Source organism: uncultured Fibrobacter sp. (assembly GCF_947305105.1).
In the GTDB taxonomy this organism is placed as follows: Bacteria; Fibrobacterota; Fibrobacteria; order Fibrobacterales; family Fibrobacteraceae; genus Fibrobacter.
In genome coordinates, this window is record NZ_CAMZCS010000003.1 from 145,573 (window position 1) to 165,075 (window position 19,503).

Genomic DNA, 19,503 nt, shown 5'->3' on the forward strand with positions numbered 1-19,503 from the left:
TTAACAACAAGGGATGATAGATGAAAAAGTTAATAGCACTTTCGCTGCTCTCTGCCGGGATGGCTTTTGCTCAGACCGGTCTACAGGGCGGATCAGATGGTCTTCATCAAGTGAATGCCAAAACGTTGGGACAATGGAATTTCTCCTTCGGTCTGGGTGGTGATTTTGCATTGGATTCCTGGTCTCTTAGTCGTGGCGGTACTTATACCGATGAAAATGGCAAGACTTCTTCATTCAATGCCGACGACGCCTCGTTGTCGGGGAACGTGAACCTGGGTATCGGTTTGCTTGACTTCTGGGATATCGGTGCTAGCCTGCCGGTCTATTACGATCATGCCAATTCCGATGAAGGCTCCCCTGTGAGCGACGAAATGTGGTCTTCGGGCATGGGCGACGTGGATGTCTGGACCAAGCTCCGCGTCCCGTTCGACGACAATTTCTTCTTTGGCGTGGCTACGTTCCTTGAAATGTACATCCCGTCTGGAACTGACGGTGCCGGTGTGCGCCCCCGCCATGCTTGGTATCTTGACGACAAGGGCGTGACTTCGGCCTATTCTGGCGAAGGAATGGCTCTTTCTGCATCCCTTGCTTTGTCGCTTGATTTGACGAAATTCGGTTTTCCGCTCCGCTGGAACTTGAGCGGTGGCTTCCTCAAGGCTCTCGGCCACGATGCGGCCAACGTCGTTTCTTACGCTACGGCCCTGAACTTGGTTCCGGGTAACGCGGTTGACTTCTTCGTCGAATTCTCTGGTGAAATGCGCGTGGAAAAGACCGATTACCCGCGCGATCCGGTTGTTGACCCGATGCTCGTTACTCCGGGTTTCCGTGCTCACCTCGGCGACCATGTTGACTTGACGATGGGTGTCGACTTCTCTTCCCGCTTCTTCATGAACCCCGGATACAAATCGGGTGAAGAACGTGATAATTGCGAAAACTACCAGGTCCAGTTCCGCAAGAATGGCAAGTCTGCTACCTATTGCTATGCTTCCACCCCGATCATTGCCGGTGTTGCTGCCCTTGTGTGGCATTTCGATGCCCGCAAGAAGGCTTACGACGACCCGAAGATTATTACGAAGGGTGACAAGCTCGCCTCGAAGCAGTTCAATGATACCGATGGCGACGGCGTTCCGGACATTAAGGACAAGTGCCCGTACAGCAAGGCGGGCGCAACAGTCGATAGCCTCGGCTGCGGTATCGATACCGACGGCGATGGCGTGATTGATATTGATGACAAGTGCCCCGATACTCCGAAGGGCGTGAAGGTCAACGATGTGGGCTGCGTCGGCGATAGCGACGACGACGGTGTCATGGACGACCTCGACAAGTGCCCGGCCACTCCGAAGGGCTTCGCTGTGGATAGCCTCGGCTGCCCGTTCGATGCTGACAAGGACGGCGTTGCCGACATGCTCGACAAGTGCCCGAATACTCCGGATAGCATCAAGGTCTCGGCGGACGGTTGCCCTGTCGATACCGACAAGGATGGCGTTGCCGATTACCTCGACAAGTGCCAGAATACTCCGTTCGGAGCCAAGGTTGACTCTGTGGGTTGCCCGAAGGATTCAGATAAGGACGGCGTGTTCGATGGTATTGACCAGTGCCCGAACACCAAGAAGGGTGCCAAGGTCGATACTCTCGGTTGCGAACCGGACTTCGACAAGGATGGCGTTCCGGATGGCGTGGACCGCTGCCCGAATACTCCGGCCGGCTTCGATGTGGACAGCCTCGGCTGCGTGAAGGACGATGACAAGGATGGTGTCCCGGACAAGCAGGACAAGTGCCCGAATACTCCGAAGGGTATTACGGTGGACAGCGTCGGTTGTGCCCTCGACTTCGACAAGGATGGCGTCCCCGATCAGATTGACCAGTGCCCGAACACCTTGCCGGGTGCCAAGGTAGACAGCGTCGGTTGCGACCGCGATACCGACAAGGACGGCGTGGCCGATGGTATTGACCAGTGCCCGAACACTCCGAAGGGCGCTCCTGTGGATTCTACCGGTTGCTCTCTGGATAGCGATGGTGACCTTGTCCCGGATTATAAGGACAAGTGCCCGGGTACCCCGAAGGGAATCTCTGTCGACGCTAGAGGCTGCTCGGCCAGCAAGAAGGAAGACCTTGAGGTTCTCGGCCGCGGTCTCACCTTCAACAAGGGCACCGCTACGCTCTCTAAGGGCAGTGCGACCTCCATTGCGAACATCGTTGCCCTCATGAAGAAGGTTCCGACCTTGAAGCTCGAAATCCAGGGCTATGTCGGTGGCAATGGCAATGCCGAAAAGAACAAGAAACTCGCCCAGGATCGCGCCATTGCGGTGCAGAGCACCTTGATGTCCAAGGGTGTCGATGCCACTCGCCTCCGCACGGCAAGCTTCAGCGGCGAGGAAGCCAACCAGAAGAGCGGTAAGCAGGAACGCATCGAGCTCGTCGTCTTCTAATTTGAGTATGTCGTAAATTAGCCGTCCCCTTTAGGGTGACGGCTTTTTTTTGCGTTTTTTTTTAAGGTGCCCTGCAAATAGGGTAGGAAAAACGGGGCTTTTTAGGGAGCCGACTTGCAAAGTGGGGGAGAATGTTATAGATTTTGAGTAAACGAAGAAGGTGCAAAATGAACAAACAATATTTATGGGCGAAAATCGCCATTGTCGCTGCGTTTTCCGCAGCATCATCGGCCGCTTGGGCGGGGAACTGTTATTTTACGGGCGGCCATTACGAATCCGCTACTCATACGCTCTATTTAGAGTCTTACACCGATACATTGGCGGCAGTGGTTTTTGATCAAAGCGCCGTGAACTGCCTTAACCAAAATAACCCGAGCGGTATGAAAGTCGTTATCCTGCGCGACACACCGCTCAAAGCCAACTCGACGCTTGTGCTCCCGTTTGCGGCGACGGTAGATGATGATTGCATTGCTCTTTACGATGTTTACGATTTTAACAATCGGAGTGGAACGTGGGAGGCGGTAGGTTACAATACCATGGGCGGCGCATCCATGAATCAGCCGTACATTATGGCTGTTTTTACGGACAAAGCTAAGTGTCAGGATCGTCGAGAAATTCATTTCTTGGTGAATACTGATAATTTTGCGGTTACTCCTCAAGACCAGCAGCTAGAAAAATGGATGGGAAACAATACGGGAAATCCTGGTTTCACTCTTCGGGGAACTTACAAATACAAAAAGTGGGAATCTGGAGCATCCGGTATTAATAAAGTTTACGGCTACGCAGCTAAGGATATGGGCGGCGTTTCGGGTGGCCAGTTCGTCAAGATTGGTGGTGGCGCCTATCTTCCGCCTCTGCGTGCTTATCTAGAATATCGCGGTGATGGATTGGCGAAAAAATCTTCGGATAACAGAGAGGACTTTGAATTGCCCGAAACAATCGAGGTTCGCCTCATCGACGGAGACAGCACTATGTCCATCGGCAAGTTGAATCCGGTCACGGGTGAAATCCAGATGGATAGCCGCCGCTTCGATCTCAATGGCCGTGCCATCAACGGGAAGCCGGCAAACCATGGTGTGTATGTTAACAAGAAAAAGGCTGTTCGCTAATTAGGAGGGAGAGTCAAGATGAATAAGAAAGAATATAAAGCTCCGGAAATGGAAGTATTGGATCTCAAGCACCAGGCTCCTTTGCTGAGTGGCAGTAGTGAATGCACTGATGGAGATTATTGCGACGAACTTGGTTTCGACATTCGCAGTACGGACCATCCGAAGGCATAGCACAAGCATCATCCGTTCAAGGATTTTTATGGCGTCCCCTCTCGAAGGGGATGCCTTTTTATTGCCCTCGATAGGTTGCAAAGTCATATTTGAATATTCTATAGCGGGCACACTAGCGATGGTGGTTCGGCGTGATTTTTTCAGATTATTTGATTTGTAAATAATTGTTATCGTCAATTTCTTTTTGCGAAGTTGGATAATATTATTTAATTACATCTTTGATAAAGAATGTAATAACAGAGCGGTTTGTAGCGATGCATGTATTTGTGTCGTTGAAGTACGCTTCTTTTGTATGTAATCTTTCAAAAAGATTATTTTGTGTAAATTAATTCCCTATTTCTGTAAGAATTGTAAGAAATAAAACATTAAATTACTTTGTTTTGTTTTTGAAATTTTGCTTTTCTCGCATTGCCAAGGTGTATGTCCTTTTATAGATTTTGCGCACAAAAGAAAAGGTGGGAACAATGAATACAAACTATTCGGCCTTCGCGAAGGTCGCTTTGTTTTTGATGGTCGCCGTGATGGCAACGTCCGCATGGTGCGCTCGTCCGAGTGAATCACCGACTTGCACGTTTACAGGCGGCGCCTATTACAAATCCAATAACACTGTGTATCTGGAGTCCTTCGCTGAGAAAGGTGCTCTTGTTAAATATGATGCAAGTGCAGCATCTTGCCTTAATAAAAACGCTTCTGATCGTTTGAAGGTCACGATTGAACGCAGCGCAGCCCTTACGCAGAATTCGACGCTTATTTTGCCGATTGCGGTGAGGAAAAGCGGCCAGTATACCAGTTCCTGTGTCAATATGTATGATATCTACAATTTCAGCAAAGTGAACGGTAAGTGGATTGCTGATGGCAAGAATATGCAGGACAAACTTTCTGCCAACAGGCCGGCTCTGATTGTTGCCGATACAAAATCGAGCAAATGCAAAGACATTAAGGAAATTACATTCCTGGCCCAGAGTTATAACAACAACCCGGCGCCTGCACATGATCAAAATCTCGAACTTTGGTTGCACGATAATAGCGCACATACCGAGAGCTTCGTATTTGCCGGAACATACAGCTATGTTGAATGGAAAGCGGGTGATGGCAAAATTGGTAAGGTTTACGGCTATGCGGCCAGGGATAAGGGCGCAGTCACTGCCGGCCAATTTGTGAAGGTCGGAACGGGTGCAAATATTGCTCCTCTTCGCGCTTACTTGCGGTACAAGGGTCGTGGCCTGGCCAAGGTTTCTAGCGATGCTGTTGAAGAAGAAGATTTGCCCGAAACGATTGAAGTTCGTCTCCACGATTCTGACAGCACGCTCTCCATCGGCAAGTTGAACACCATCACGGGTGAATTCAAGATGGAAGGCCGTCGTTTTGATTTGAATGGCCGTGCGGTTGGCGAAAAGCCTGCTAATCACGCCGTGTACGTTGACAAGAAGAAAGTGGTTCGTTAATTTTTGGGGGAAGCAAAATGAAAAAGAAAGAATATGTTGCGCCAGAAATGGAAGTGATGGACCTCAAGCACCAGGCTCCCCTGCTGAGCGGCAGCGGCGAAGAGACATGTGATGATGGAGATTATTGCGACGAACTCGGCCTCGATATCAAAGGAAGTGTGCAACCCAGGGCATAGTTCCGTGCGTCCGCTCGACGAAGCGTTTTTTGCAATCCTGCGTTTGGCTCTAGGGGCCGCGCAGGATTTTTTATTTGACCTTGATGCGTCGCAGTGGAGTGCGTTGTATTCCATGGCGAAACAGCAGTCCCTGATGGGGGTTGCTTTCGACGGCATTTCCAAGCTCCCCAAGGAGAAACGCCCGCCAAAGGAGCTCATGCTGCAATGGTCGTGCGTTGCCGAGTCTGTCCGTGGCGTAAACGACAAGATGAATCGCGAAGCTGCCCGTATTACGCGCCTGTTCGAGGAGAACGGCCGCCGAGGCGTTATCCTCAAGGGCCAGGCGAACGCGCGGCTCTACCCCAATCCGCTGGCGCGGCAAGCTGGCGATATCGATATCTGGATTCCGGGCGGGTTCCGTGGCGTGGTAGATTTTTTGAAAGGACTCGGCCTGATTTCGAACGGCAAGGACCTCAAAGGCATTTTCCACCATGTGGAGATGCACGGCGAAGGCGGAATCCCCATCGAAGTCCATTACAAGCCCGCGTCGGGCATCCCGTTCCGGGATGGCGAATTCCAGAAATTCCTTTTGGACGAGGTCAAGAGCGCGGCGCTCGTTCCCGAGGGGTTCTATGCCCCGTCTATCAAGTTTGCGCTGGTGATGCAGCTGGCGCACTTGCAACAGCATTTCTTTAGCAAGGGCCTGGGCTTGCGGCAGTACATGGATTACTATATGCTGCTCCTCCATTCCACCGAAGAAGACCGTCGCGAAGTCGCCGCGGTGATGAAGCGCCTCTCGATGATGCGGGCGTGCTCCGGCGTGATGTGGGTGCTCGGCCACGTGTTTGCGCTGGAGCGGGAAAAAATGCTTTGCCCACCCGATGCATGGCGCGGGCGTCGCCTGCTCCGCCAAGTCTTGGAAGGTGGAAATTTTGGACAATTCGGCAAGGAATACCGGCTGCGGGGTGTGCCGCGCTGGTTTAACGACAGGTTGCGGATGCTCCGCTGGCTGTCGTTCGATCCGGTGAACGTGCTGTTCAAGGAACTGCGCTACTGGCGTGCCACGCTTTTCCTGATTCCGCTGCGCATAAAAAAACGCGAGTTCTTCCTCAAAAGAACCCGCGAAGAATAAATGCTAGATTACTGTGCGGCTGCTATTAGTCGTATATAATCGATGCCGAGAAATATGGCTTGCAATGGAGCTCTTTGTCATTGCCCCAGTGGTCGGGCCCACCTGCGACCATTCTGACGCCTTTTCTGCCGATGCTCGTTTTGACGGTGTTGGAAAATCCAGATTTGTCCCAAACACCTTTGAGAATGTCGTCGCATTCTCTTCTTGTAAGTGTGTGCCAATCTTTGTTTTTCCGGGTGCTTTCAATATTGGGTTCTTTAACTTCTCCCTCGTATGCGTACAGTCCATCGTGAATAAAGGCTGCTGCGTTGTATATGTGGGCTCCTTCGTCATCCATGGCGATATAGGTTGGCATTTCCCTTCTAAGTTTTTCTGGGACGGAGGCTCCGTCTGTTAAGAACCCTTTTTTGAAGGTTATGTCCAGCGTAGCTCTTGCATTTTTTTTGCCAATGCTTTTGGCTGAACGTTTTATTTTCACTATGATGCGGGCGTCTTCCAAGAGTTCAATGACGTCCCCTTCGTCTACTGGATCGAATACAAATTTTTTTTTGACCTCAACGCCTGTTACGGTGATTTCGTTTATGCCAAACCAGTATTTTAAAATGCCCATTGTGCCTCCATGGGTGTTTCGTGTAACATAAAAATAATATATAACAGAAAATAATAAAAAGAAATAGTTTACCCTTATTTAAGTGTATAAGTTTGTTTACGTTTGTTGAAATGGCCGATATGGTGCAAAAAAAAGGGGCCGCGACCCTGGAATCGCGACCCTTCCGGCCTTTCGGCCTATCCTCCAACCCCTGGATGATAGAGGTTTAATCCTTGACGCAGCGGATGGACAAGGTCTGGGATATTTGATCTGCAGGCATTGTAAACGGTTTTCCGTTGTCCATGATGAGGCCGAGTATCGACCAGGTCCCGTCATCACCTTGTTCAAGGAAGGCGAATATTTCAAGAGTGAAATCGCCAAATCCAATTGGTGGCAGGTATTTCGAGGCGTACCATCCGAAACCGTCGTTTGCCTTGAATTCCTCGCAGCCTGGGTAATCAGGGCAAAATCCGGAAGCATATTCCACAAGACGCATCAGACGAGTCCATTCTTCGTGAGTCGGAATGTGCCAGCCGTTGGGACAGATGCTCTGGAAGTGCCCCCCTTCCATTATGATGGTATCGGCGCCAATCACGTCATGTTCTGCGTACCGGAAAAAGGTGTTCCAGTATGTGGAATCAAGGGAATTCATGTATTTGGTGAAGAATCGCTCGCGGCCCTGGGTTAATCTGTATATAGAGGAGTCGAGCCCGATGGCGGGATGGATGGAATCGTTGCTGTATGTCAGGTTTTCTGCCATCCATGTAAACGGGGTCCCTTCGATGTTGTATGTGACCGTCTTGTAGGTTTTTCCGTCGCGGTCGTCGGTCATGGTGCCGGTTTCGAAATTCACTTTTTCAGTTATTTTGTATCGTCCGGGTTCTGCCGTCCATGCTCCCGATAGGCACGTGAAGTTCAGGTATTGGTCTTCGTACCCATCTGTTTCTACTGTATCGCCTTCGCGTGCGGCAGTACATTCGCCTAAACTGTATAACGCTGCGAGGAATCCCGTTACGAAGGCTTTCTCGCTATTGCTTGCATAATCAACGTCATTAAGGCTCCATCTCAGAAGATTCTTTAATAAGGCTGCTTTGACGGAATCGACTGCTGTGAAGTTTCCTGATTTGCTAAATGCGTTGACTGCTGACGCTGAGTAATCGGGCGCAGTGGAATACATATGAAGAGAGTAATTGTTTAAGTCGACGCCGGAATAGGTGTATATATATATGAAGCTTTCAACTCGATATGCCATGAGCACTTTGTTACTGTCCTGGACAAAATCACTCTTGTCAAAATTGAACGTCCCGTTGTATACTCCCACGGCTTCCAGAATTTCCTGATCGGCTTGCTGTTTTGCCGTTGCGAAAGCGGTCCCGTTTTTAAATAGATGCTTTATGCGGGCCGCTTCAAGGCGGGTCATTATGTTGATCGCAATGTCATCAGTCGTGCGCAAATCGACGAGCGCACTGTAATTGTGATTGAGAGGGCCCATTAGGCTATAGTGAATTGTGTCGGAGAAATCCTTTAAATCATCTTTGTTGACGAGTTCCCATTCACTATCGTCATAGATTTCGGGCAAGAGTTCGACCAATACATAGGGGCTGTTCAGTGAGATGCTGTCAAAGCTGAATTGCCCGGTTTTGTTTGTACAACGGGTGAAATAGAATTTTCCCGTTGCATCCAGCGTGAGCGAGTCCAGTTCGGACAACCTTAAAACAGAGCCGTAGCGGATAAAGGAACCCTGCATTGAAAGAGAGTCGAACGAAGTGGGCGTTACGGAAGCGTTCGCAGTCGAGGTGCCCGTTCCCACCGCTCTTCCAGATATAGTGAAGTTCTTTGCCTGGAGGCCTCTCTCTTCTGCTGTGCCTCCATCGGCAATAGACTTGCTATCTTCGGAGCATGCGATGAGGGCCAAGGCAAGCAATACCGTCGCCTTGCAAACCATTTGTTTGACTATTCCTGAGTAATTCATGGTATCCTCCTAACCCTTTTTGTTTGAATTTTTGTTTGTCATCGGGAACAACTGCATGTTCAGGCGGTAGACCTCGTCTGTCGCAGCATTTTTTGTCGCGATGGCGATAATGCGCTTGCGGCATTCGGCGATTTCTTGCACGATTTCTTCGTAGGCGTCGTGCGTGATGCCGAGCGTGATGCCCGAAAAGTGACGTTTGTCCTGGGCGACTCCTTCGATGGCGTCGAGCGCGAACTGCCCCATTTGGCGGTGCATTCCGCGGACGGCCACGGGGGTCACGTCCATGTTGCCTGTCGTCACGGATTTTTCTGTCTGGATATAGTTTCCGTTGTCGTCCTTCTTGAGCAGGTCCGCCTTGAGAAGGAACTTCAGCGTTTCGCTGACTTCGGCGGCCGTGATTTCCGGGCGGCAAGCGTGGGCGAGCGCGAGTGGCTTCGCACCCGGCATCGAGGGTGCCAGTTCACGGATGACCGGATTCTTCCAGTCTTCGAAAAAGCGGAATGCGTCGCCTTCCAGGATTTTGGTCTTGTGGGCTTCGGCAATCGAAAGCATCTTTTTGAAGATTGTTTTTTTGTCGGCATCCTTTTTCGCGTGGTCGAACTTGACCATCTCGGCAAAGTATTCCTGTTCGTAGTCCGCCAGGTGCATCGCCTTTGCGACGCGTTCCACGGCTGCGTCGCTCAGGTTAAACCGGCCCTCGCTTACGTATTTAAGGTAGACTGGCGAAGAAAAGCCTGCTGCCTGTGCGAACTCCGGCCAAGTAAATGCGGACTTGGCCTTTCTGTCGGCGTAATAGTCCGCGATGTACTGGCGGTAGTTTGCGTATTCTAGTACATCTTTCATTGTTTCCTCCTAACCAAACGGCCTCCTGGTTTTTGAGCCCCGTACCGTTTACGCTTTTAATATACATCGAAAAAATGAAAAAGTCAATAGATTTCACAATAAATAATTGTTGTTTTTGTTAAAATTTAGGCATTTGTTTAAATTTTGTGATAAAAATAGTGAAATTTCACAATAAGAAGACGCGGCAATTCGCTAAAAACGGCAAAAAAAGAAAGGCGGGCCGAAGCCCGTCTTCCTTTTCCTCCTACCCAGATTGTTTGATAATGACCGAAATATCAGTTTTTGATGCAGCGGACCGCTCCTTTCGAGTAGAAATCGAGCTCTCTGGTTCCGCTAAAGTCGTTTATTTGTTCATTCTTGAAACTGAATCCTCTTCTGCCGCCGGCTAGGAATTCTATGGTATATATGGTGGAATCTGCTACGACAAAAATGTCATCAAAGAGACAAAGCGTTGACATAGAGATATAAAAAATAGAAGATACGTCATAGTTGGCTGATTCGCCATATATGTAACTGTTGGATGTGATTGTTTCAAGCGTATAGGCGGGTACGATGCTGTTTAATCCAAATCCTGTGGCTGTTTCGTCGTAGAGGGCTGGTACAACCTTATCATATTCAACTCCGTACTCGGTTCCCATATTTTGCAGTAGCGTTTTCCAGTCGTTCCAAGTCGGGACTCTCCATCCGTCCGGGCATATCCCTTGATAGTTTTTTTGTGTTAATTCAGGAAGGTTCTCTCTCTCTGTAACATAACATTCTGTTATGCTTGTATCTTTTTTGGGAATCAAAAAACAGGTGTCAACTTCGGTTTTTTCTATATCATCGTATCCGAGATTCATTGAGGCCATCCAAGTATAAGCGTGTCCATACGCGAGGTTTGCCATTTGAGGATTCGAACTAATGCGATCAAAATCGTATAGATAATAAGAAATGTTGCCCGACAAATTGGTCCTTAGTGCGCTGTCGATGCTTAAAGAAATTGTGTCTGTAAAATCAAGGTTTTCTGCCATCCAGGTTTGTGCTCCTTCGGCCCAGTTGTAAGTAACCGTCTTGTATGTCTTGCCGTCGCGAACGTCTTCCATTGTTCCTTCCGTATGATTTATCTTTTTGAATCCGAGAACCCATTTCTTGGAACGACACACCACGTCGAAGTACCCCCAATAGTGATTGAGAGTATGAACTTCGTCTTCTCTAGACTCGGTGCATTCTCCAAGATTGTTTCGACGGGCGTAATAGGCGACTTCATATTCAACCGCTTTCAGGGCGTTCGAATAGAATTTTTTCAATTCATCACTGAAATCGGAGACAGCTTCTGGTAGAGCGAATGGGATGGAGTAATCAATGGGAAGTTGTAATCCGTAATTGATAGTGTCCAGCATGCTCAAGTTAAATAACAGTTGGGCGACAAAAGACAATTCGGTAATGCTGTCGCTCAGATTTTCAAAGGATCCCAAGTCCTCGTATATCCCGAGGCTTTCGAGAACGGCGCGTTCTGCCAATTGGTTGGCTTCGTCAAAGGAATTGCCTTCGGCAAGGTAATTCAACAAGTACGGGGCCTTGGCGTTTGTCAACCGATTGAGGCTAATTTTGCTTTTTTCCCGTAAATCAACGACGGCCTTGAACCAATCGCGATATGCGGTAATGGGCACACACTCCATGTTGGTGCTATCGACCGGCACGTAGACGGAGTCGTAAAGTTCCCGAGTCTCGATCAGCACGTACGGACTGTTCAAGGAAAGGTCCTTGAATTCAAAGCGACCTTCATCGTTGTCGATTGTGTCCACGAAGGTTTGTCCTGTTGTATCGAACGTTACGGAATCTAGTTCGTGAACGGTTACGATGGTTCCTTTTGCGGCAAGTATAAAGCCGACGGGATTTTCAGAACCTTCCGGCTTCCTTAGTCTCGGCATGACATCGCCGGCTCGGCCAGACAGCGCGTAGATGCGCGTCTCTTCTGTGGAGCCGCCCATGGAACCTACGGGCCGCACGCTTTCGTCGTTGGAGCAGCCCGAAAACATCAGGATGAGTACAAGTGCCATGACTAGGCAGAATGCCGTCCCGATAAAATCGTACACTAGCGTGTTTTGTGTTTTGTTTTTCATGGTTTCCTCCTAACCCTTTTTATTGATACCCTTTTTTGTCATCGGGAAGAACTGCACGTTCAGGCGGTAGACTTCGTCTGTCGTCGTTTCCCTTGTCGCGATGGCGATGAGGCGCTTGCGGAAGGCATCGATTTCTTCTACGATTTCGTCGAAGGATTCGGTCGTGATGCCCAGCGTAAGGCCCGAGAAATGGCGCTTGTCCTGTTCTACGCCTTCGATGGCCTCCAAGGCGAATTCGCCCATCTGACGGTGCATTCCGCGGACGGCCACGGGGGTCACGTCCATCGGCCCGGTCGTTATCGACTTGTCGGTTTGTGTGTAATTGCCGTTCTCGTCTTTCTTCAGCATGCCGGCCTTGACCAGGAAGTTCAGCGACTCGGTCACCTCGGCGGCCGTAATTTCGGGGCGGCAAGCGCGGGCGAGCGCGAGCGGCTTTGCGCCGGGCATCGCTGGGGCGAGTTCGCGGAGTACCGGATTTTTCCAGCTCTCGAAGTAACGGAACGAATCGCCTTCCAGGATTTTGGCTTTGTGTGCGTCGGCAATCGCAAGCATCTTGTTGAAGGCGGCCTTTTTGTCGGCGTCCGTCTTTGCACGGTCGAACTTGACCATTTCGCGGAAATATTCCCGTTCGTAATCGACGAGGTGCATGGCCTCCGCAACGCAGTCGGCGTTCGCTTCGCTCAGATTGGAGCGTCCCTCGCTCACGTATTTCAGGAATACCGGCGACGAGAACCCCGCATCGCGTGTGAACTCCTGCCAAGTGAACGCGGACTTGGCCTTTTTCTCGGCGTAGTAGTCCGCGATGTACTGGCGGTAGCTCGTGTATTCAAGTACATCTTTCATTGTTTCCTCCTAGCAAACGACGTCTTGACTTTGTGGCCCTTGTCGCTTGTGTTTTTAAATATATACCACCTTTTTGAAAAAGTCAATAGTTTTGTGATAAAAAATATGCGATTTTAGCTAAAAATGAGCAATTTTCTAGAAAATCAATAAAAAATGCAATATTTTGTGATACGTATAACATAATTTCTGTGTAAAAATTGGCCATGACGTGGCCACCGGAGTGCAAAAAAAAGAAAGGCGGGCCGAAGCCCGTCTTCCTTTTCCTCCTATCCCAATCAGGGGTGCTTTTGGATAAGTGGGAGACTAGTCTTTTATGCAGCGGACGGAACCGGAAATATACTCAAACGGGGGTGTGCGGCCTAATGCTGGTAGAGGTAAATAACCGTCTATCACAAAGAAACCATAACTTCCACGTTTCAATCCGAAGCCAGTCGGATCCCCTAAAGGCGAATCGTACAAAATCTCCCGTATCCAGCCTATTTTTTCGTCTTCTTCAAGATCTTCATATTTCTTGGGAATAGAGGGCTGGTACCATTCCATTAGATAATCCGACAATGTATTCACTTCATTCGTTGCTGGAATATGCCACCCCTCAGGACAAAGACCCTGATAAATTCCTTTTTCAGTCATAACCGATTCAACATGCGACACGGATTTTAATTGGAAGTAACGTCCTTCACGCTCGCTGCAATCGCTCATAGCTGTCATTGTATCTCCTCCCGCACGAAAGTCGTACTTGTTAAACCATAGTCCTATACAAGAATCCGTTGATGGATACACCAAAGAAGAGTCTATATTTAGCGCACCTTCTACGAAATACAAGTCGCAATACTCTGTACTTTCTTCGCATGGAATATGCAGACTATCTATAGCATATGTTAAATTTTCCGCCATCCATGTTTGTGTTTTGCCGTTTAAATCATATGTTACGGTCTTGTAGGTTTTCCCGTCACGTTCATCTGTCATCGTTCCCATGGTATGTTCCATTTCTTTATACAAGAATTTCCATTCTCCAGAACGGCATCTTACTGTAACGTCAAAGTTCAGCCAAGACGAAGGAAGGGCTTCAAGTGAATCCCCTTCTTTTTCGGCTGTACACGTTCCCGCGTCAAGCATTTTTGCATAGAAATTTCCCAAGAACAACGGGGTCTGCTTCACGAGATCCATCGCTTCCGTCAAGTAGCGCTTCTTCAAGGATTCCTTGTCACATGTAATATTACCGCACTTTTCAAAATATGTAGCAATTGTGTCTACCGACGAGTGTTCTACAAAGTCAGCAATAAACGCTATATATTTCGTATAATCTTGATTTTCTATATTCTCTATGTCGCCTTTGTCGTACGAATCGTTATACGTACCAAACGCTTGAAGAACTTCTTTACTTGCTTGTTTCTTTGCGTCGGCGAATTTCATTCCCGAATTTGTCAAATAAACTAAGCGAATACTTTCTAAATAAGTCTTCGTGTTGACTGCAAAAGCGTCCGACTGGCGTAAATCAACTATGTTGTATTGGTGACCCGAATATCCTACCTCAATTTTCGCATAGGGACTTTTTACAGATAGATTGCCGATAACGAAAAAAGAAGCACCTGGATTGTATAGACGATCCGAGACGCCAGCTGCCACTCTTATTGGATCAAAAGTGACAGAGTCTAATTCGGATGCAGCAAAGAAGGTGGTTCTTTCGGGCGAATAGATTTTTATTCCCCTATAAGTCGTCATTGGTTCTTCAATCTGGATGCTGGAACTTGAAGCGGGGGCATTTTCTTCGCTTGAAGACGAAACGTTCGAATCGCTTGAGGTTTCGATCGAAGAATTGTTCGCTGCCAAGCTGTTGTCTTCGAAACAGGCGACAAATACGAGTGGCACCAAAAACGCTATGAGTATTTTTTCGATTTTCATAATCTTCCCTCCTTTGTTTAATCCTTGACGCAACGGACAAAAAGTGGATTTTTATCTACATATACTGTTAGGAGTTCCACGCTTTCTATGCTGACATAAGCCCAGTTTGTGTTTTGGATGAAAACCGCGCTTATCCTAGAATCATAAACAGGAATATGTAAATTCTGATCAAAATGAACTGTACTGTCGATTTTAACGGCATATACCGACCCGGTTTCTGCATCAGATTCTCCGAATCCGGCGATTGCCATAATATCTTCAAATCTTAACAGGTCCAAATTAAGCTTTTCTGTCACATAGTCACGCAACGTTTGCCATTCATTTGCGTCGGGAAGATGCCATCCATCAGGGCATATCCCTTGGTAGGTTTTTGAGGCCGCCTTTACAGAATCCGTTATGGCCCAAATTTTTTCGTAGTCAAGATACTTCTTTTCTACTTGCATGCGGTCGCAATATGAATATTTTTGTTCTTCGATGCAGGATTCGTAGGGAACCAGTGCTATAGAATCGGGCAAGTTCATGGCTTCATGCCAAAAATAGAGGCCGTCTGCGGAATTATATTTCAGGTTTTCGGCAAGCCAGGTTTGCGTTTTGCCATCAATGTTGTATGTTACGGTCTTGTATTTTGTGTTATCACGGGAGTCTGTCATCTGTCCAAAGACGGCTCCTACGCTATCAGAGACGGCATAATGAATTAGATAAGACCATGTTCCCGTTTTACAAACAAAGTCAATCTCTTTAAGTTCGCTAAGAGGATAATTTTTAGGTTCGCTATAAGGATATGTGGTGCTGTAACCTTCGTTTTCGGCAGTGCACTGACCAAGGCCATAAATGGCGGCCATGAAGTTCTGCATGTAGTCTTGCAAAGATGCCTTTTCGTCTTTGTCAATCCATTCTGATTTGATCCAACTGTCCACGTTTTTATCAAGAAAGTCCTTTATGGAAGAATCCGCATTAAATGAGCCAGATCCGCCAAACGAATTCGTTATGCGCAACGTAGATACCGGCGTATAATTGGTCATAAGCCAAACGCTTAGATTGTCTGCCATTAGAATTTCCGTGCGGTTTTCATCAGAAACGATCTTGTCAAAGCGGTAAGGAACGCCATAGATGCCCAAAGCACGGAGTATTTCACTTTCGGCCGTCGCTTTGGCGTCTTCAAAGCTCATTCCTTGGCTCATCAAAGTCAGCATACGACCTGTCACTATGGTCGTTACCACGTTGATGCCGACATTCCTAGACTCTCGCAAATCAACGATTAGACTATATGGTATATAATGAACGTCGTTCACGTAGCATACATCTGCCCAAGCAATTTTTTCTTCCGCTTCATTATATGTGCAGCAAGGAGAAGACAGCTCAAGCATAACATAAGGGCTATTCAGCGAAATGTTATCAAAACTGAACACCCCCGTAGAATCTTCACTGTGACTATAGTAAACCGCACCTGTTGTTTGGAAAGTGAAGGAATCCAATTCAGACATTCTTATGATAGAACCCGGAAAAACTGAACTGATCAATCGAGTCGCAGAGGAGTCGAAGAGTGAGTCAATGATAACGGGCTCGAATCGTCTTGCCTGCGCGACCACCTTGATGTTTTCGAGAAATGCGGTTTCTTCGGTGTAGCCACCGTCGTTGGAACATGCTGCGAACATCAAGGCGAGCAGCATCGCCATTTTGCAGGCCAGGTGCCTGCTGATTCTTGAATAATACATGGTTTCCTCCTAGCCCTTTTTATTGATACTCTTGTTTGTCATCGGGAAGAACTGAACGTTCAGGCGGTAGACTTCCTCCGTTTCAGTGTTTCTCGTTGCGATGGCGATAATCTCCTTGCGGAATTCGGCGATTTTCTGCACGATTTCTGCGTAGGCTTCCCGCGTGATGCCGAGCGTAAGGCCCGAAAAATGCCGTTCGTTTTGCGGCACGCCCTCGATGGCCTCCAGTGCAAATTCGCCCATTTGGCGGTGCATGCTGCGGACGGCCACGGGGGTCACGTCCATCGGGCCCGTCGTTATGCCCGTCTCGGTCCGTGCGTAATTTCCGTCTTTGTCTTTTTTGAGCAGGTCTGCTTTGATGAGGAAGTTCAGCGACTCGGTCACCTCGGCGGCGGTAATTTCGGGGCGGCAGGCGCGGGCGAGCGCGAGCGGCTTTGCCCCGGGCATCGAGGGGGCGAGTTCGCGGAGAACCGGATTCTTCCAGCTCTCGAAATAGCGGAACGAATCGCCTTCCAGAATTTTTGCCTTGTGTGCGTCGGCGATCGCGATCATCTTGTTGAAGGCGGCCTTTTTTTCGGCGTCGGTCTTTGCATTGTCGAGCTTGACCATTTCGCAAAAGTAATCCTGCTCGAAATCGACAAGGTGCATTGCCTGGGCCACGCGCTTCGCGGCGGCGTCGCTCAGGTTGAGGCGGCCTTCGCTCGCGTATTTAAGGTGAACTGGCGAAGAAAAACCCGCTGCTCGTGTGAACTCCTGCCAGGTGAATGCCGACTTGGCCTTTTTCTCGGCGTAATAGTCCGCGATGTACTGGCGGTAGTTCGTGTATTCTAGTACATCTTTCATGGTTTCCTCCTAACGAATTTAAATATAAACCCCATTTTTTAAAAAGTCAATAGATTTATCATAAAAATATTTAGTAATTAACGAAATTTGGCCAATTTTTATGCATCTAACAAAAAATAGTGATTTATGATAATACAAATAACATATTATAAACAAAAAAAGAAAGGCGGGCCGAAGCCCGTCTTCCTTTTCCTCCTAGCCTCCAAAATCGGGAATGTGGCTAGTTCTTTATGCAGCGGACGATTACCTCGCTTTCAAGGGTTCTGAAAGACATGTTCCCGTAATACTCGTATGTTTTCGTTGACGTATTAAAGCCTGTACTAATATTGAAATAATAAGCGGGTGGGTAACCCATGCGTATTTCGTTAGTGTCTGGCACGGAAGCGAAAAAACCTCCGGAAATTTCCCTAAAACCCATGAACAATTCAGGGGGATCTGAGTCGAGAAGAGTCACTGCCGTCAGTTCCGAGTATCCAAAACCGCTTCCAGCGATATCACTAAGCTTAGCTCCTTGCCTGGTTACGTTTTCAAGTAGAAGGTTCCAATCTTCTTTATTTGGAATGCGCCATCCGTCCGGGCATACTCCCTGATGTGCTGTGGGGCCCGTTTTCGAAGTGAATGCAGAATAATCCATACGGACGCTCCAATATTTACCTGTGCAATATTCGTAGAAGGAGTTTACTGTATTAGAATATAGGCATTCGCCTGTTTCTGACTCCTCAATGCAAAATTCGTAAGGCGTTTTGTTGTCAAGGTTTGCTGCTAGGCATTGTTCTTCCACGGCCACGGTATCCCAAGTTTCATCTACTATGTTGCCATCGTCGTCATATGTAGTTTCACGCGAAAAGACGGCGGTTAGATTGAGGTCGGCCTTACTAAGGTTCATTGCTGCAAGCCACGTGTATTGACGGCCATAAAATTCACAGGAAGGATCGGTTTGCCGACAGTGGGTGCTTCCGAGCAAATTTATTTTTAGGGCGCTATCGGCGCTTTCAGATGTCGTATCCGCATAGTTTAAATTTTCGGTCATCCAAGTTTGCGTGACACCGTCCCAATCATATGTGACCGTCTTATAGGTTTTGCCATCGCGGTTGTCGGTCATTGTTCCGCTTGTGTAGTCTATCTTTACCCATCCCTGCACCCATTTTTGTGAACGGCAGACTATTGTTGCGTGTATGAAGAAATTGTTTTGCACGTCGGGACGATTTTCGGAGGGACCAACGTAGTGTGTCTCGTTTTCACGGGATTCCGTGCAGGCTCCGAATCCTTTTCTATGGACGTAGTAACCAATCTCGTAATCGATCATCTTCAGGGTATTCAAATAGACTTGTTCTGCGGTTTCTCCCAGTGCGGTGACCGCAGCAGGCGATATGCCGTAATAAAAGTCCATTATTTCTGCTAGACTATAATCAAAAGACGAGGTGTCCATGCGCGCAAGATGGGACATCATCTGCAATACGTAAGATAATTCCCCGTTTACGCTTTCTAGGCTTTCAAAATCCCCTAAGTCTTCGGATATGCCAAAGTTCTCAAGGACTTCCTGTTCTGCTTTTTTGCTTGCAGCGGCAAAGCCCATTCCTTCGGCAAAATATTTTTTGACAAGCGGGATTTTCATATAAGTTAACGAGTTGACGCTAATTTCGTTATACTTCCGTACATCGACAATTGCGCTTAAAGGGATGGGATATTTTGTAGAATCCGAAGTTCCACAGTAGGTGGGGAGGGCCCCCTCCCAGCCAGCCTCTCTCAGCGAGTCGTAATTGCAGGGAACGTCGAAAGTCATCGGATAAGCGTAGGATCCCCACACGCCAAGTTGTCGACAATCGAAGGCGGTACAGGAATCTTGAATCTCGATTAACGCATATGGGCTAATCAGGGAAAGATCTCCAAAAGCAAATTGTCCGTTCTGGTTGTCTATGGTGTCTACATATACGCGGCCCGACTCTTCAAGAGTTAGGGAATCCAGTTCATGAATGATCACGACGACCCCCTCCTTGACGCGCACGAGTCCATCACTTGACGCAATCGCTTTATGCATCTTCATCAATTTCGGATGGATGTCTCCAGCTCGGCCCGACAGTGCGTAGATGCCGGTTTCCTCTTCGGCGCCGCCCAGGGAGCCTACGGGCTGCTTGGATTCGCTGTCGGAACAGCCCGAAAACATCAGGATGAGCGCAAACGCCATGACCAGGCAGAAGGCCGTCCCGATAAAGTCGTACACAATCGTGTTTTTAATTTCCTTTTTCATGATGT

At 48.3% G+C, this 19,503-nt stretch carries 15 protein-coding genes; 6 read left to right on the forward strand and 9 right to left on the reverse strand.

The window, feature by feature from the left end:
- Positions 1-20 precede the first annotated feature (20 nt).
- From Q0Y46_RS02745 to Q0Y46_RS02770, 6 genes are all read left to right on the forward strand, one after another.
- Positions 21-2,429, forward strand: coding sequence for an OmpA family protein (locus Q0Y46_RS02745; protein WP_297944600.1), 2,409 nt, complete (start codon positions 21-23; stop codon positions 2,427-2,429).
- A gap of 167 nt (positions 2,430-2,596) precedes the next feature.
- Positions 2,597-3,538 carry a hypothetical protein gene (locus tag Q0Y46_RS02750; RefSeq protein ID WP_297944602.1) on the forward strand — a complete coding sequence of 314 codons (942 nt, stop codon included), beginning with the start codon at positions 2,597-2,599 and terminating at the stop codon, positions 3,536-3,538.
- A gap of 18 nt (positions 3,539-3,556) precedes the next feature.
- Positions 3,557-3,709: a hypothetical protein gene (locus Q0Y46_RS02755; RefSeq protein WP_297944604.1), complete on the forward strand. Its 153-nt coding sequence runs from the start codon at positions 3,557-3,559 to the stop codon at positions 3,707-3,709.
- A gap of 464 nt (positions 3,710-4,173) precedes the next feature.
- The gene (locus Q0Y46_RS02760; protein ID WP_297944607.1) at positions 4,174-5,154 is read left to right on the forward strand and encodes a hypothetical protein; all 981 of its coding nucleotides are present in this window, start codon (positions 4,174-4,176) and stop codon (positions 5,152-5,154) included.
- Positions 5,155-5,171: 17 nt separating this feature from the next.
- A complete protein-coding gene (locus Q0Y46_RS02765; protein ID WP_295681107.1) occupies positions 5,172-5,330 on the forward strand; it encodes a hypothetical protein in 159 nt (52 codons plus the stop codon).
- Positions 5,266-6,441, forward strand: a complete 1,176-nt coding sequence (locus tag Q0Y46_RS02770; protein WP_297944610.1) for a nucleotidyltransferase family protein — start codon at positions 5,266-5,268, stop codon at positions 6,439-6,441. Before Q0Y46_RS02765 ends, Q0Y46_RS02770 begins: the two co-directional genes overlap by 65 nt.
- A gap of 25 nt (positions 6,442-6,466) precedes the next feature.
- Here Q0Y46_RS02770 and Q0Y46_RS02775 read toward each other — a convergent pair whose 3' ends face one another.
- The 9 genes from Q0Y46_RS02775 to Q0Y46_RS02815 form a co-directional block, all read right to left on the reverse strand.
- Positions 6,467-7,051 (reverse strand): DUF1353 domain-containing protein, encoded by a 585-nt coding sequence (locus Q0Y46_RS02775; protein ID WP_297944613.1) that lies wholly within the window; start codon positions 7,049-7,051, stop codon positions 6,467-6,469.
- A 205-nt stretch (positions 7,052-7,256) separates the two neighbouring features.
- On the reverse strand, positions 7,257-9,002 hold the full coding sequence (locus tag Q0Y46_RS02780; RefSeq protein ID WP_297944616.1) for an FISUMP domain-containing protein: 1,746 nt from the start codon (positions 9,000-9,002) through the stop codon (positions 7,257-7,259).
- Positions 9,003-9,011: 9 nt separating this feature from the next.
- Positions 9,012-9,845, reverse strand: a complete 834-nt coding sequence (locus tag Q0Y46_RS02785) for a TIGR02147 family protein (protein ID WP_297944619.1) — start codon at positions 9,843-9,845, stop codon at positions 9,012-9,014.
- Positions 9,846-10,120: 275 nt separating this feature from the next.
- Positions 10,121-11,947, reverse strand: a complete 1,827-nt coding sequence (locus Q0Y46_RS02790) for an FISUMP domain-containing protein (protein WP_297944622.1) — start codon at positions 11,945-11,947, stop codon at positions 10,121-10,123.
- A gap of 9 nt (positions 11,948-11,956) precedes the next feature.
- Positions 11,957-12,790, reverse strand: coding sequence for a TIGR02147 family protein (locus tag Q0Y46_RS02795; RefSeq protein ID WP_297944625.1), 834 nt, complete (start codon positions 12,788-12,790; stop codon positions 11,957-11,959).
- Positions 12,791-13,093: 303 nt separating this feature from the next.
- Positions 13,094-14,692 (reverse strand): FISUMP domain-containing protein, encoded by a 1,599-nt coding sequence (locus tag Q0Y46_RS02800; RefSeq protein ID WP_297944628.1) that lies wholly within the window; start codon positions 14,690-14,692, stop codon positions 13,094-13,096.
- Between the two features lie 17 nt (positions 14,693-14,709).
- Positions 14,710-16,407, reverse strand: coding sequence for an FISUMP domain-containing protein (locus tag Q0Y46_RS02805; RefSeq protein ID WP_297944631.1), 1,698 nt, complete (start codon positions 16,405-16,407; stop codon positions 14,710-14,712).
- Positions 16,408-16,416: 9 nt separating this feature from the next.
- Positions 16,417-17,250 (reverse strand): TIGR02147 family protein, encoded by an 834-nt coding sequence (locus Q0Y46_RS02810; protein ID WP_295681129.1) that lies wholly within the window; start codon positions 17,248-17,250, stop codon positions 16,417-16,419.
- Positions 17,251-17,470: 220 nt separating this feature from the next.
- Positions 17,471-19,498, reverse strand: coding sequence for an FISUMP domain-containing protein (locus tag Q0Y46_RS02815; protein ID WP_295681132.1), 2,028 nt, complete (start codon positions 19,496-19,498; stop codon positions 17,471-17,473).
- Positions 19,499-19,503 lie beyond the last annotated feature (5 nt).

Bases quoted from the DNA above. Each gene is read 5' to 3' on its own strand.
- Q0Y46_RS02785 (WP_297944619.1), bottom strand. From the start codon at position 9,845: ATGAAAGATGTACTAGAATACGCAAACTACCGCCAGTACATCGCGGAC.
- Q0Y46_RS02795 (WP_297944625.1), bottom strand. From the start codon at position 12,790: ATGAAAGATGTACTTGAATACACGAGCTACCGCCAGTACATCGCGGAC.
- Q0Y46_RS02755 (WP_297944604.1), top strand. From the start codon at position 3,557: ATGAATAAGAAAGAATATAAAGCTCCGGAAATGGAAGTATTGGATCTC.
- Q0Y46_RS02745 (WP_297944600.1), top strand. From the start codon at position 21: ATGAAAAAGTTAATAGCACTTTCGCTGCTCTCTGCCGGGATGGCTTTT.
- Q0Y46_RS02780 (WP_297944616.1), bottom strand. From the start codon at position 9,002: ATGAATTACTCAGGAATAGTCAAACAAATGGTTTGCAAGGCGACGGTA.
- Q0Y46_RS02760 (WP_297944607.1), top strand. From the start codon at position 4,174: ATGAATACAAACTATTCGGCCTTCGCGAAGGTCGCTTTGTTTTTGATG.
- Q0Y46_RS02815 (WP_295681132.1), bottom strand. From the start codon at position 19,498: ATGAAAAAGGAAATTAAAAACACGATTGTGTACGACTTTATCGGGACG.
- Q0Y46_RS02805 (WP_297944631.1), bottom strand. From the start codon at position 16,407: ATGTATTATTCAAGAATCAGCAGGCACCTGGCCTGCAAAATGGCGATG.
- Q0Y46_RS02810 (WP_295681129.1), bottom strand. From the start codon at position 17,250: ATGAAAGATGTACTAGAATACACGAACTACCGCCAGTACATCGCGGAC.
- Q0Y46_RS02790 (WP_297944622.1), bottom strand. From the start codon at position 11,947: ATGAAAAACAAAACACAAAACACGCTAGTGTACGATTTTATCGGGACG.
- Q0Y46_RS02800 (WP_297944628.1), bottom strand. From the start codon at position 14,692: ATGAAAATCGAAAAAATACTCATAGCGTTTTTGGTGCCACTCGTATTT.
- Q0Y46_RS02750 (WP_297944602.1), top strand. From the start codon at position 2,597: ATGAACAAACAATATTTATGGGCGAAAATCGCCATTGTCGCTGCGTTT.
- Q0Y46_RS02770 (WP_297944610.1), top strand. From the start codon at position 5,266: ATGATGGAGATTATTGCGACGAACTCGGCCTCGATATCAAAGGAAGTG.
- Q0Y46_RS02765 (WP_295681107.1), top strand. From the start codon at position 5,172: ATGAAAAAGAAAGAATATGTTGCGCCAGAAATGGAAGTGATGGACCTC.
- Q0Y46_RS02775 (WP_297944613.1), bottom strand. From the start codon at position 7,051: ATGGGCATTTTAAAATACTGGTTTGGCATAAACGAAATCACCGTAACA.